The sequence below is a fragment of the Flavisericum labens genome (assembly GCF_045446075.1).
GTDB lineage: Bacteria > Bacteroidota > Bacteroidia > Flavobacteriales > Flavobacteriaceae > Flavisericum > Flavisericum labens.
In genome coordinates, this window is the sequence record NZ_JBJJBQ010000002.1 from 563,879 (window position 1) to 579,180 (window position 15,302).

10 protein-coding genes are annotated in these 15,302 nt (G+C 33.1%); 9 read left to right on the plus strand and 1 reads right to left on the minus strand.

Annotated elements, in window-relative coordinates:
• Positions 1 to 3: 3 nt before the first annotated feature.
• Positions 4 to 1,476, minus strand: coding sequence for a glycoside hydrolase family 28 protein (locus ACIEHO_RS06150; RefSeq protein WP_406969723.1), 1,473 nt, complete (start codon positions 1,474 to 1,476; stop codon positions 4 to 6).
• Positions 1,477 to 1,646: 170 nt separating this feature from the next.
• Between ACIEHO_RS06150 and ACIEHO_RS06155 the strand changes: the two genes are divergently transcribed.
• The 9 genes from ACIEHO_RS06155 to ACIEHO_RS06195 all read left to right on the plus strand — a co-directional run bounded on the left by ACIEHO_RS06155 (position 1,647) and on the right by ACIEHO_RS06195 (position 15,214).
• A complete protein-coding gene (locus tag ACIEHO_RS06155; protein ID WP_406969725.1) occupies positions 1,647 to 2,693 on the plus strand; it encodes a GntR family transcriptional regulator in 1,047 nt (348 codons plus the stop codon).
• Between the two features lie 91 nt (positions 2,694 to 2,784).
• Positions 2,785 to 4,095, plus strand: coding sequence for a rhamnogalacturonan acetylesterase (locus tag ACIEHO_RS06160; protein WP_406969727.1), 1,311 nt, complete (start codon positions 2,785 to 2,787; stop codon positions 4,093 to 4,095).
• Between the two features lie 8 nt (positions 4,096 to 4,103).
• The gene (locus ACIEHO_RS06165; protein ID WP_406969729.1) at positions 4,104 to 6,965 is read left to right on the plus strand and encodes a glycoside hydrolase family 2 protein; all 2,862 of its coding nucleotides are present in this window, start codon (positions 4,104 to 4,106) and stop codon (positions 6,963 to 6,965) included.
• Between the two features lie 19 nt (positions 6,966 to 6,984).
• Positions 6,985 to 8,493, plus strand: a complete 1,509-nt coding sequence (locus tag ACIEHO_RS06170; protein ID WP_406969731.1) for a rhamnogalacturonan acetylesterase — start codon at positions 6,985 to 6,987, stop codon at positions 8,491 to 8,493.
• Positions 8,494 to 8,573: 80 nt separating this feature from the next.
• Positions 8,574 to 10,523: a hypothetical protein gene (locus tag ACIEHO_RS06175; protein WP_406969733.1), complete on the plus strand. Its 1,950-nt coding sequence runs from the start codon at positions 8,574 to 8,576 to the stop codon at positions 10,521 to 10,523.
• 375 nt (positions 10,524 to 10,898) lie between these two features.
• Positions 10,899 to 12,794 (plus strand): O-antigen ligase family protein, encoded by a 1,896-nt coding sequence (locus ACIEHO_RS06180; RefSeq protein WP_406969735.1) that lies wholly within the window; start codon positions 10,899 to 10,901, stop codon positions 12,792 to 12,794.
• Positions 12,795 to 13,005: 211 nt separating this feature from the next.
• A complete protein-coding gene (locus tag ACIEHO_RS06185) occupies positions 13,006 to 13,362 on the plus strand; it encodes a hypothetical protein (RefSeq protein ID WP_406969737.1) in 357 nt (118 codons plus the stop codon).
• 70 nt (positions 13,363 to 13,432) lie between these two features.
• On the plus strand, positions 13,433 to 14,689 hold the full coding sequence (locus ACIEHO_RS06190) for a 6-bladed beta-propeller (RefSeq protein WP_406969739.1): 1,257 nt from the start codon (positions 13,433 to 13,435) through the stop codon (positions 14,687 to 14,689).
• 6 nt (positions 14,690 to 14,695) lie between these two features.
• A complete protein-coding gene (locus ACIEHO_RS06195) occupies positions 14,696 to 15,214 on the plus strand; it encodes a hypothetical protein (RefSeq protein WP_406969741.1) in 519 nt (172 codons plus the stop codon).
• The last annotated feature ends 88 nt before the right edge of the window (positions 15,215 to 15,302 follow it).

The window sequence follows — 15,302 nt, forward strand, 5'->3', positions numbered from 1 at the left end:
CTATTAGTTGTTATTTTTAGAATAAACCGATTCTGGAAATTCAATTTCATAAGTGTTTTCCAAAGTGACTTTAGAACCGTCTTCGGCAATTATCTTTACATTATTAAGTTTCCAGTTGGCACTGTATTTTACTTGTCCAGCTTTTTTGGCTTTAATATTTACATTGTTCAACGTTATATTCTCAACAATAGATTGTTCAATACCACTAACATTAATGGCTGTGGTAGCGCCTTTCACATCGATATTGTTGATGGTAATGTTTTTAAATGTTGGAATGCCTTTTTCGGGTTCTACCTTCATCAACATTTTTTTCCAATGTTCAGGAATGTCATTTTCATTAAATTCCTCTGGTAATTTGGAATAACTATACGCCGGATTCCAGTTCATTCCTACTTGCATAAAGGTACGCACGCTATCCATTTTTATATTTTCCATGTAAATGTCTTCAACCGTTCCGCCTCGGTTGGTAGCCGATTTTATGTTCAATCCATTTTTGGTACCCAATCCTTTAATGTTTGACACATAAACATGACGAATACTACCTGCGGTTTCGCTGCCTATGGTAAATAAACCGGCACCTTGGCGAGCCATACAATCTTTAATCACCACATATTCGGTTGATCTGTTAACGCGCTGTCCGTCCCAATCTCGACCAGCTTTTAAACAGAAATTATCGTCGTTGCAGTCTATATCGCAATTTTGAACTAAAATCCATTTGGAAGAATCAATATCGATACCATCAGTACTCGGGCCATGTCCTCCAATGTTATTTTTAATTGTTAAGCCATCAATGGTGATGTATTCAGAATAAAGCACCTGAACGGTCCAAAAACCCGCACGCTGAATATTCAAATTTTTAAAAACCACATCTTTCGAATTTGAAATCAAAAAGGTTCTTGGCCGTTTCGCGTCATAATCAACAATCCAGCGTAATCCTCGTGGTTCATAATCGTTTTTTCGTAAATCCCAATAATAGTCCCAAAAAACTTTACCTTGCCCGTCAACAATACCTTCACCATCAAGTATTACATTTTTTTCATTTCTAACATTAATTAATGCGGCCGGCCATTTTAATTCAATACCTGCAATCCGGGTATTTATTTCTTTATAGTCTTTAATATTTTCACTACCTAAAATTTTTACGCCCTTGGGAACTTCAAATTTTATGCTACTTTTTATGAAAATAGAACCCATTAAATATTCACCTGGTTTGAATGTTACCGTTCCACCGCCATTTTCAGCGCAAGCATCAATAGTTTTCTGGATGGCGGTAGTGTTTAAGGTGGTTCCGTCATTAATGGCTCCATAATCGTTTACGTAATAAGTTTTATCTGAAATTTCAAAGTTTTTGGAGCCCACTTTTTCTACCCAATCGGGTTTAAGTTGGTTGATATTTTTATTTGGATCTGGTTTTTGTTTGCATGCTATAAGGTTAAGGCAAACGAAGCAGAACAAAAGAGGTTTTAATTTTTTCATAATTGATTTTTGATAAGAAGTAAAAATATTATTTTAATAAACTATTAGTGTCCTGTACAATCATGTCGACAAAAAAATAAAAAACCTTAGTTTCATGCTTGTTGTCTCGTGTTATTGTTGTTTTTTTGCTATATTCACTTAACTAAAACTAATTTATTTTATTCAATTATATGTCTCAATCAATTGAAATAAAAATCAATGAGTCATCACGTGTCCCAAAATATAAGCAAATTGTAGATTCTATAATACATGATATATCAAAAGGAAAATTAAAAGTTGGCGAAAAAATACCTTCCATAAACGAGTTAAGCGAATCTTGTTACTTGTCTAGAGATACGGTTGAGAAAGCTTATAAATTACTTAAAGAACAAAAAGCCATCGTCTCGGTTAAGGGAAAAGGTTATTACATAACAAAGACGGATCTTATATCGAGAATTAATGTCTTTTTTATGGTAAATAAACTTAGTTCATATAAAATGATGATTTTTAATTCTTTTGTAAAAGAACTTGGTATTAATGCTCATGTAACATTGTCGGTTTATCACTGTGAAGAATCTATTTTTGTTAAAACTTTAGAACGGAATCTTGGAGCCTTTGATTATTATGTAATTATGCCACATTTTAAGAGTGAAGATTCCAATCATGTCAGTACAACTAAGAAGGTAATAGAAATAATTGAAAAGATACCTAAAGACAAACTAATAATTTTAGATAATAGAAAGACTGAAATTGAAGGAGATTATGGTGCCGTGTATCAGGATTTTAAAGAGGATATTTATGAGGCTTTGGAGGAAGGCCTTAATAATCTTAAAAATTATGATAAGTTGGTTTTGGTTTACCCATCAAAAACTGTTTATCCTTACCCAAAAAGAATTGTAAACGGATTTATGAAATTTTGCTCAAAAAATAATTTTGATTTTGAAATATTGGATGAAATTTATGATGACATGGAATTGGACAGTAAGGATGCTTATGTTGTGATTGAAGAAAATGACTTGGTTAATCTGGTAAGGCAAGTCCGCAAAAAGAACTTAATTATGGGCAAGGATATAGGCATTATTTCATATAATGATACGCCGTTGAAGGATTTATTAGGTATTAACGTAGTAAGCACTCATTTCAGAGCCATGGGTGAAACTGCAGCTTATTTAGTGTTGAACAACAAGAGAGAAAGGGTTAAAAATGTTTTCGAGTATATTGAACGAAATTCAGTTTAATAGCCTTTTTTTAACAAACAAAAAGCAAGGTTCATCATAGTACAGGATGGATCTTTTTCATTTTGGAAATATTTTGGTCAAAAATTAATCCATGAAACCAATTTTCAGAGGTGTTTTATTTCTTTTTATTGCTGGGGTATTTTATACTGCACCTGCCCAAAATGAAGGGGTTAACAAAATCTTTTATTTCGGAAAAAAGGTAAAAGACCTCTCTGAGATAGTTATTGACAGTGCCAAATCCTATACTGAGGAAGCCGAATACGGTTTCGATTTTGGGTCTGAAAAGAACTTAACATTTAAAAAGAATTTTTTTACGAGTAATAATTCGTCGATTTACTTTTCGGTAAAAGTACCTGAAGGCAATTACAGGGTGGAATTGGTTTTAGGAGGAAACAAGTGTTCAAATACGACCGTTAAAGCAGAGTCTAGGCGGTTAATGTTGAAAGAAAAGAAACTTGGAAGGAATGAAGAAGCAGTCTATTCCTTTGTTGTAAACGTAAGGTCTCCAAAAATCAGCGAATCGTCTTCAATAAAATTAAAGGATAGAGATAAAAATCAATTAAATTGGGATGATAAACTTACCTTAGAGTTTTTGGGAAACCCTTCGGTACAAAGAATTATAATAACACCTGCTAATAATGTAAAAACATTTTTTCTAGCTGGTGATTCTACAGTTACCGACCAGGATGTTGAACCTTGGGCGTCTTGGGGACAGTTTTTTACCAATTACTTGAATGATGATGTGGTCGTGGCCAACTATGCTGAGTCTGGCTCTTCCTTGGTGGCATTTAAAGGTGTAAAGCGTTTGGAAAAAATACTGTCTTTGATTAAGAAAGGAGATTATCTATTTATTGAATTTGCTCATAATGATGAAAAGCGTAGGGGAGAAGGTATCGGACCTTGGCAGTCGTATACTCAGCTTTTAAAGGAATACATTAATGCCGTGAAAAGCAAAGGAGGTAATCCCGTTTTGGTAACACCAACACAAAGAAGGGCCTTTAATAAAGATGGCACTCTAAAAGCAACCCATGGCGATTATCCAGCTGCTATGCGAAAAGTGGCAAACGATTTAAATGTGCCACTAATTGATGTTACAAAAATGACAACGCAAATGTATGAAAGTTGGGGTGTTGAACCTTCAAGAAAGGCCTTTGTACAATATCCAGCTAATACATTTCCAAACCAGCCAAAACCTTTAAACGACAACACCCATTTTAATAGCTTTGGTGCTAACGAAATAGCCAAAAGTGTTGTGCAGGGTATTAGAGATTTAAATTTAGAAATCATACAATATTTAAAACCCGATATTCCAAATTACAATCCAGCAGGCCCTGATAGTTTCAGTAATTGGACTTTGCCTATGAGCTCACGATTCGAAATTAAAAAACCAGAAGGAAATTAAACATAATTATGACTAAACTAAACTTTAAACTTAATACGCTATTGTTTCTTTTTATTGCATTTAATTGCTCTAATGTAACGTCGCAAGAAACCAAAAAAATACTGCTCTCTGGTAAAGATTTTAAAAACCCTGTACAATGGGAATTTATGTGTACTGGTGGAAATAACAGTAATGTATGGTCAACGATAAATGTACCATCAAATTGGGAGATGGAAGGCTTTGGCGAATATACTTATGGACGTTGGTACAAAGAATTAAATCAAAAAGAACCTAGTAAAGAGGAAGGTTTTTATAAATACAAATTCAATATTCCTATCGATTATAAGGGGAAAAACATCACCATTGTTTTTGGTGGCGCCATGACCGATACCGAAGTAAAAATAAATGGAAAATCGGCTGGAGAGATTCATCAAGGTGGCTTTTATGAATTTAAATATGATATATCTTCACTTATAAAATTCGGTACGGAAAACCTTTTGGAAGTACATGTTTCAAAACACTCCAGTAATAACTCGGTTAATAATGCCGAACGAAAAACCGACTGGTGGTTGTTTGGAGGAATTTATCGCCCAGTTTGGTTAGAAGTTTCACCTGAAACCTTTATAGAGCATGTTGCCGTTGATGCCAAAATGGATGGTACATTAAGGGCTGATTTAAACCTTGTCAATATTCAGGAGAATACAACTGTTGAAGCCAGTATTGCTTCAGTTGGTAGTAAAGAGGATTTTGAAACCTTCACTTTTAAGTTGAAGGAAAACGAAAATTTTCAAACTATAAATGCCCAATGGAATAATGTGAAAACTTGGAGTCCTGAAGACCCAAACTTGTACACTTTAACTTTGTCTTTAAAAAACAATGGTGAAGTTTTGCATACTAAGCAAACCAGAATTGGTTTTAGAACATTGGAGTTCTTAAAGAAAGACGGTATTTACGTTAATGGAAAAAAGATCTTGATGAAGGGCATAAACCGTCATGTGATTTGGCCAGAGTCAGGAAGAAGTACCGATAAGGCCATTAGTGTTTTAGATATTAATTTGTTGAAAGATATGAATATGAATGCCGTTCGTTTTCATTATCCACCGGATACGCATTTTCTGGAAGTTTGTGATTCGCTTGGTCTTTTCGTCTTAAATGAAGTCGCTGGTTGGCAAAATGGATACGATACAAAAACAGGAACAAATATAATTAGAGAGACCGTACAAAGAGATGTAAATCATCCATCTGTAATTATTTGGGACCATGGAAATGAAGGCGGCTGGAATTACGAAATCGACCACGTTTTTAATATTTACGATCCGCAAAAACGAATTGTTATTCATCCATGGGCCGATTTCAACGGTTGGGATACGCATCATTATCCAACCTATTTAACAGGGATGCACCGATTTAATAATGGCGAAAATGTATTTTTTCCAACAGAAACCATGCACGGTACATACGATAACGGGATTGGAGCAGGATTGGAAGATTTCTGGAAACGCTATAAGCAAAGTCCATTGTTTGCTGGTTCATTTCTCTGGGCCATGCTGGATGAGGCCGTTTTGAGAACCGATTGGACTGGCGAAAAAAAATACGATTCGAAAGGTAATTTGGCAGCCGACGGTGTTTTAGGGCCTCATAGAGAAAAGGAAGGCAGCTTCTTTACAGTAAAAGAAGTTTGGTCGCCCATTCATTTTCAACCAAAAATGATCACGTCCAAATTTGATGGCTCGTTTATGATTTCAAACGAATACATCTTTACAAATCTAAATGAATGTAAGTTAGACTATAAGATTCTAAAAGCCCCAGACCATTCAATTTATGGCGATGAAATAGCCGAACTTATTGCGAGAAACCCCATCCAAATTGAAACTATAGAACCAGGGGAAACCAGGAAAATTCAATTTGATGTGCCATCCAATTTCTTTGAAGGTGACTGGTTAGAAATTACTGCGAACGATAAACATGGCAGAGAAATTTACACTTGGTCTTGGCCCATTCACCGCGCACCTTATTATGCGAACAAATTGATGGCAAAAGATGAGACAAGAAAATCGCCCAAAGCTTCAAAAACTGATAATGAAGTTTTATTAGAATCTAAATCAATTTCTGTTAAATTGAGTGCATCTACTGGCGAGATAATTAAAATAGAAAACAAAAACGGCAATGTCCCATTTGTAAATGGCCCGAAACCTATTGGAATGAAAGCCGAGGTTGAATCTGTTTCGGTTGAAGAAAATAGCGATACTGCAATTTGTACCATTAAATATTCTGGTGGTATTGATACAGCCACGTGGACACTCTTTAGCGATGGACGTTTAAAATTAGAGCTAATTTTATTAAAAAATGCAGGAAGAAATAGTGGTTTTGACGGTGCATTTTTTGAAGGAGCCATTAATAAATTTGGTGTGACTTTCGATTTTCCTGAAGAAGGAGTTGAGAGCATAAAATGGTTAGGAAACGGACCCTATCATGTTTGGAAAAACCGAATAAAAGGCACAACCCTTGGTCTTTGGGAGAAAGATTATAACAACACGATTACGGGAGAAAGTTTTGAAAATTTGGTATATCCAGAGTTTAAAGGCTATCATGCCAATTTTATTGCAGGAAACCTTAAAACAAAAAATGGGAACTTTAAGTTTTTCAGTGAAAATGATAAATTGTTTTTAAGATTATTCACACCAGATTTACCTAAAAATACCGTTTCAAAAACCTTTCCACAGCCACGATTTCCAGAGGGTAACATTTCTTTTATGTACGAAATACCAGGGATGCGGGCATTTAAACCTTTGGAGCATCAAGGACCTGAAAGCCAACCTACCAATATAAGGATTAAGAGTGGAGATGATGGTATCCCGATGACATTGTGGTTTGATTTTAGAGACAACTAACTCAACTAAATAAATTTTCATGAAAATATTACATTATCTTACAATTCTATTTCTAACAGTTTCATTTTCAAATTGTGCTCAGCAAAAAAACACCAAACCAACGGTTTATACTGTTGGTGATTCTACGGTGAAAAACGGACGAGGAGATGGCTATGGTGGTTTATGGGGTTGGGGCGACTTTATAGGTCAGTTTTTAGACTCGTCTAAAGTATCGATTGAAAACCATGCATTAGGAGGCACTAGTAGCAGAACATACCAAAACTTGGGGCTTTGGGACACCGTAAACAGTAAACTAAAAAAAGGCGATTACGTTTTAATTCAATTTGGACATAACGATAATGGACCAGTAAACGATACGATTAGAGCTAGAGGCACCATAAAAGGTATAGGGGATGAAACTGAAGAAATAGATAATATGATAACCAGCGAGCATGAAATAGTGCATAGCTATGGTTGGTATATTGAAAAAATAGTAAAGAATGCGAAAGAAAAAGGGACCATACCTATTATTATGTCGCCAATACCTAGAAACGATTGGAAAACTGGATTAGTGCCAAGAAATAATAAGTCTTATGGGCTTTGGGCAAAGCAAATAGCCGAAAGGAACGATGTTACTTTTATTGATTTAAACGATAAAATGGCTTCAAAATTAGAAAGTTTTGGAGAAGAAGAAGTTACTGGAACCTATTTTTACAAGCGTGATCACACCCATACGTCCGCAAAAGGAGCGGTGATGGCGGCATCTATAATTGTTGATGGTTTAAAGCATACTACTAATTCATTGAAAAATTATATACTTGAGGAACCTGACGTAATATTACCCAAAAAGAAAAATATCTTTTTAATTGGTGATTCAACGATGGCTAATAGTAGCAATCCTAATGCGATTGGATGGGGTATGGCATTTCCGAGATTTTGCGATACTATGCAGGTAAATGTTATCAATAAGGCTAGGGGAGGAAGAAGTACAAGAACTTTTATTTATGAAGGTTTGTGGGATGCCGCTAAAAAGGAATTCCAAAAAGGCGATGTAGTATTTATACAATTTGGCCATAACGATGCAGGTAATATTGATAAAAAGAAATACAGAGGCTCTCTAAAAGGTATGGGCGACGAAACTCAAGAAGTAAAAAGAGACAGTATTACCGAAACGGTGCATACTTATGGTTGGTACATGAAAAAAATGATAAGGGAAGTGAAAGAAAAGGGAGCACTCCCAGTAGTTTTAAGTCTTACCCCGCGAAATGAATGGCCAAATGGAATAGTAGAACAGCGACATGACACCTATGTGAAATGGGCAAAAGAAGTCGCTGCTGCTGAAAATGCCATCTTTATTGATTTAAGTAATGCCTTAGCTAAAGAATATCAGAAACTGGGAAAGGAAAAGGTAAAAGTTTTTTTTCCTAAAGATCATACACACACTGGTATAGAAGGAGCCAATTTCATTGCTTTAACTATTGCCAATTTAATAAAGGAAAATGAAAATCTTGAATATTTGGGAGGAGCCATTCAAATAAATAACCCATAAATAATCGTAAGATTATATTTACTTAATATTATTTTCTATTTTTACCATAAAGCAAGATTAGTTTATTCAATTTTAATTTTATGATAAAAAAAACAGTGTTTAGTGCTATTATATTAAGTATTTTATTAGGTTGTAATAATGAAAAAATTAAACAACCTGACGCTTTATGGTTAAAGAAATTAGAATCTACAAGGCAATTTTCAAATTCAAATTTTGAAAATAGAACAACTGTTTTAACAGGTAATATTGATTCAATATTATCATATTTAGATGTGTTTAGCCATCTAAAGAGAACATCCCAAAAAGACTTAAACTTAATAGCAGACTCTCTATACAAATCATTAGGAATATTAAATAACACTAATTATCACGAAATTTTTGATAAGGATTATGTCAGCAAAGAAAAATTAACGCATAATAATAATCTTGCTTTAAAAGCACTTTTAGAATCCAGTTGGAAAGACTCTATCAGTTTTAATGATTTTAATGAATATATTCTACCACATAAATTAACATCTGAAATTTTTGACAACTGGAGAGACTCACTTTACCTGACTCATAAAAGGCTTATTTCGTTGCGTCCTAGTTTAAAAAACTTGGATTCTTTATATCATTATCATATTTCCGATACCTATAATACTATAAGTTCAAAGGTTAACATACGAAGTTATTTTCCCTTAGAGGCCAATTATTCATGGTTAGATATATCAAAGGAGGGTGAGTGCGCCTCCATGTGTAGATATGTTATTTACCATTTAAGGGCTGCGGGTGCTCCAGCCACATACGACTACATTCCGAACTGGGGTAACAGGCCATCGTCGCAGCATGCCTATGTTGGTTTAGCAAATAGAAAAAAACAGGTTTCGAAACTATTAAAAAATGATAACAACCCAGAAAACCTCGTCGATAATCTTAATGCAGCGATGGATCCAAAATCCACACATGTTTTTAAGGAAAATGAAATGCCATTTGGGCTTTATGTACAGTATGAAAAAACTATTCCAAAAATGTTTAGACAAACATGGACTGAGCAACCTGCCATTATTAATTTGGTTTCTAGGGTCCCGAAGGAGGAGATTTACCTTAATTTGTTCAGACCTAACATGGTTGATGTAACATCCCAATACCTCGATGTTGCAGATGTTGAAATTGGTAATGAGTTTTTACAAGACAAAACCATGGCGTATTTGGCAACTTTTGATGTCAACCAATGGGTTCCAGTGGCATTTGCTAAATTAAACTGGTATGGTAATGCAAGATTTAAGGATATGGGTAAGAATGTTATGTTAATGCCCATGACCTATCAATCTGGTTTAAAGCCTTTTGGGGATCCTTTTTTGATAGAAAACTCAGGACTAAAGCGAACATTTAAATGTAATACCGAAAAACGTATAGACATGAAACTTATTCGAAAATTCCCTTTGTTTTCTTATGCGGCTAATCAGGTTATTGATTTTAAAGGATGTCGTATTGAAGGTGCCAATGATCCAGATTTCAAAGATGCTAAGGTTTTGCACAACATCGATTACTATCCGTTTTATATGCAGCAAATTGATTTAAAAAGACCAGACACGCTTCAGTATATTCAATTAATTGCTCCAGACGACGGTAGAGTTATTAGATTAGCCGAAATAGAATGTTACCAAGACAGCAGTGGGGTGCTCAAAAAAGTTGAGCATAGAACTTATAAAAACGGAACGCTAAAAGGGCGTTTCGCCAATGCGTTTGATGGTGACCTTAATACATATCAAAATGGCAGAAGGTTTAGACTCGATTTTGAGACTCCAAGACCAATATCCAGAATTCGCTTTTGTCCAAAAAATGATACAAATTGCATCATTCCTGGTAATGAGTACGAATTGTTTTATTGGGACAACGGTTGGGTATCTTCGGGTAAAAAAATGGCAAACGACTATTTTTTAAATTATAAAAATGTGCCCTCAGAAACAATGTATTGGCTACGGTGTTTAACAGAAGGAAAAGAAGAACGCATATTTACTTATGAAGACGGTAAACAAATATGGTGGTAATTTTTAATTAAATAAACCCGTTGCGCTTTTTAAATAAATTGTTCAGTGTAGCTAATGCCTCTTGTTTAACGAATTTAAGATAAGAAACAATAATTAGTCTCGAGAATCAAATTTTAGTCATAAAACTAATGTTCTCGATAAAATCTTACCATTAAAACTTCTCAAAATAACATCCAATAGTATTCAATAAACGCAATGTACGACGATTTAAATAATTAATTTATATGCTCCAAAATCGTTTGTACCTTTAGTTTTTATCCTACTTTTTACTTAAAAAGTAATCTTTTTAATATTAAACAATACGATAAGCAGGACAGTACAGGTAAGTTAATTTTTTCTTTAGCATTATTTTAGTAGAATTATTCTTTCAAAATAATGACTTTAAAACTAAAAAAAGAGCATGTAAACCTAACTGATACACTAAATTCATGTTTAGTTATCCTGTTGGTTTCGCTTTTTTTAATATTACCCCAAATTAATGACACGCGATATGTCATGTCTACCATTACCAGTAAGTTTATTTGGTTTCAATATGCTTGTTTAATACTATTAGGGTTATACTGCTTTAACATGGTTATAGGTAAATCCATGTCCTTTTCAGTTTCTAAACTAGATATAGTGCTTTTTGCTCTGTTGGCTTATATAACGCTGAATAGATACTATATTCAGCCTCGTTTTGGGTTCTCGATTCGGTATATGGAATTAATTGGGTTAAGTTTCCTGTACTTGGTTTTAAGGCGTATCTCACTAAAAAATTATCCTTGGTTGTTATTGGTTATAGTAGTTTCAGGAACTATACAAGCCATATATGGCAATTTACAATTACTAGGTTATTATCCATCAAACCATTCCGGGTTTAGAATGACGGGCAGCTTTTTTAACCCTGGGCCTTTTGCTGGTTTTCTTGCTGCGGTATGGCCCATAGCTTTTGGCATGTATTTGTTTAAAGAAACCATAGCAGTGCAAGCTGAACAAAAAAACAAAGCACCTTTCTTTAACAAAATTATAAAATACATTTTTGAGTATATTCTTTTGTTGGGCATGGTAAGTATATTGCTGGTTTTACCAGCATCACAATCTAGAGCAGCATGCTTAGCCACATTGGCTAGCAGTTTAATTTTGTTGGAACTCAGATATGCTGTTTTAAATAAGCTCTTAAAAAAAACAAGTGCACTAAAAAAAACAATTCTAACAATACTCGCCATAGCTGTTTTGGGCTTAGGGCTTTTAAGTGTTTATCATTTTAAAAAAGGCTCTGCTGAGGGGCGCCTATTTATTTGGAAAGTAACTACCAAAATGATAGCAGATACTCCTGTTTTTGGAGTAGGTTTTGATAGGTTTAAAGCACACTATATGAATGCCCAAGCCAATTATTTTGCCGAACATGGGGAAACGGCTGAAGCTATGGTAGCCGACAATTCATATTATGCATTTAATGAGTTTGTACAGTTTGTTGTTGAAAATGGTTTTGTTGGTTTTTTGTTTCTTGTAGCTCTTATCGTTTTTCTACTTAAAATAAAAGTAGCACATGAGAATGTGTACATTTCAAATATTCTTAAAATATGCTTATTCTCCGTTAGTATTTTTGCATGTTTTTCATACCCGACGCAAATATTGCCCATTAAAATAATAGGAGTGACTGCACTTGCTATGTTGGCTAGTATGGATGTGAATTTTAATCACATAAAAATATCCAGAAACACTACTGTCCTTAGAAGTGCTAAGGTGTCATTTCTGTTAATAGCAATACTGGGGGGAACTAAAGTGGGGGTGTGCACCAGCACACTTAGTGAAGGATTTAAAACTTGGCAATTTGCGTTAAGTCCCTATTACAATTATGATGATGTTATAAAAGAATATGAAGCCGCTTACCCTTTGTTTAAGGATGATGGAGACTTTTTGATGAATTATGGTAAAACGCTATGTTTAGCAAAAAAATACCCTCAAGCAATCTCAATTTTGCAGCAAGCAAAGCAACATCTGAATACTACCATTATAGAAACGGCGTTGGGAGATACCTACAGGGGTGAAAAACAATATAAAAATGCAGAAATGGCCTATAAGCGGGCTTATCATATGATTCCTTCTAGGTTTTATCCATTGTATTTACAGGCTAAATTATATGATGAGAGTGGTGATGAGGCCCAGGCGGTAACCATGGCAAAGAGACTACTTGATAAAAAAGTAAAAATACCTTCAACGGCCATAGAAGAAATGAAGACCGAGATGAAAACAATAATAACAAAATATAAAGCAAAAACCTCTGGGTGAAAAATGAAGATTGACATTTTATTAATTTAAAACTTTAAGCCAATGACTTAGACTAAAAATACCCCAGAGGAAATCTTATTTTTTAAGATTTAAACTTATTTCGGATAAAATAAGTTTAAGTGTTTTAAAGGTTGCACTTCTAAAGAGCCTTTTAAAAATAATAAATAAAAGAGATTAGTTTACTCTCTAAATAATAAATTAAAATAAAAACATGAAAAAAATTTTCGTAGGTACAGGGATGATAATTGTTCTAGCTTGTTCCTTTTTTAACCTTAATCAGTATGAAAATAGAAAATCAAATAATGATGATTTAATATACTTATTATCTCAGGCACAAGCTCAATCTGAGAGTTTTTGGGATACTTATTTATATTATGAAGAATGGAAAGAATGTGAAATCTCAGAAACTGAAGCTAATGGTATATTAGGTTGGTTGGGTATAACTTCTATAGATACTCCAGTCGGAGGGTGGGAAGAAGAAACAACAACATCAACTTACCCTGGGCAATATAGTACATGTGTAGATGGAGATGAATTTTGTTGGCCTAATGATTGTGAAAGAGCATAACATATAAATTATTTCACCAAGTCATAATTTTTATGATTTGGTGAAATTTAGATAAATTAAAATTTAATAAATGTATAACAAATCGAAATCACTATTTGTCTTATCCTTATTTGTAATTATTGCAGGCTGTAGTAAGAATAATGATAAGAAAGAATTGTTGAAAAATTATAAAAAATTCAGTGTTGAAAATATAAAAATAGACACACTAAGTGAAAAAAAGATAGATTATGATGACGTAAAAATTTTAGATATACACAATGAAGACCTTGCTGTATTGAAAGGGACTAGTATTATAGATAGTTGTTGGTATATTCCACTTGAAACAAAAGATGAAAGTGTTTTTGGTCATATAGATAAAATAATAATTGAAGATGAGTATATATTTATATTAGATAGTAGAAATACTGGGAATCTTTTTGTTTTCTCTATGGATGGAGATTTTGTTTTTAAAATAAATAAAAAGGGAAAGGGGCCACAGGAGTATACTAGAATTAATGATTTTACTATTGATTCTGATAATAAGAATATTATTATACATGATGACAGGTTGGCTAAATTATTTTACTTCAATTTTGAAGGGAGTTTTGTGAAAACTGTTAAAACTTCTTTTAGGTTTGCAAATTTGTGTAAGCAAAACAACATAATGTATTATTTATTGGGTAATAGGTCTAATTTGCACCTTCCTATTTTAAATAATAAATCTTTGATAAAGAGTAATGAAGGCTTAATTAATACATATAATACATATGATATTAAAAATGAAGTTAATTTAAAACTATCAAAATTCGATCAATTTTATTACTCAGGGAATCATCTTAGTTTTACAATTCCTGTAACGAAAAATTTCATTTACAATATAGAGAAAGGAGAAGTAAAGCCCACTTATCAGTTAAATTTTGGCAAGAAAAATATAACAAAACTTATTAGCCAAAAATTAAAAGATTATAAAAGTTATTATAAAGCAACAAAAGACCTTGATTTTAATATGTTTATTGGAACACATTTTGAAACTAAAAGTAAACTTTTCATTCAATATGTAGAAAATTCAAAATATCGAAACCTCTTTTTCGATAAAGTAACAGGGAATACCATATTATGGGAAAGATTTGTAAGTGACGATATACACACAGCAGGAGATATTGTTAGCCATTATGCTATTTATGAAGAAGATATTTTTGTGAACTTTAAGGAGCCTTCGGTTTTTGTTAATACTCTAAAAAATATTAATAAAATCGATTTTAAATCAGCTCGAGTAAAAGAACTATGTAAAACATTAAATAAAACAGATAACCCCGTGTTGTGCTTCTATAAACTAAAAAGTTTCTAAAACGTTATGAGTAATGTATTTGAATTAAAAACATTTATATGTTTTATAGTAGCAGGGATGTGCTTCTTAAGCTTTTCTTGCCGAGATAAAAGCTCACAAGGTAGGTATTTTGTGAAAGGTCCGAAAATGGATACGTGGAAGGTCTTAGAAGATGAAAATGGTGATACCGTTTTTTTGAAAAAATTAAAGCGACCATTACTAGTAATTAAGTACTCTAAACTGAATTGTAATACTTGTGTTGACTCATTATTATCTTCCCTAAAGCGAATTAAAAAAGATATTCCACATGCTTTTTTTACTGATTATGAATATGATAGGGATTTATATTTGTTTAAGAGGATAAATAATATTAAATCAAAAGTTTACAAAACAAAATATAAAACAAGCATAGATAGTTTAAACATGCCTTATGTATATGTTTTAGATGAAGATTTATCGCAAAAATCTGTTTTTATACCAAAAAAAGAAAACATATTAGATTTTGATAATTACTTGTCTGAAATATCTAATTTTTATTGGGAGTGAAAGTTGAAAAGAAATAGAGGTAAATGTTAAAAGTCTTAATGTAAGTATTTATTTAAATCACATTTTATTTTATGAAAACTAGAAATCT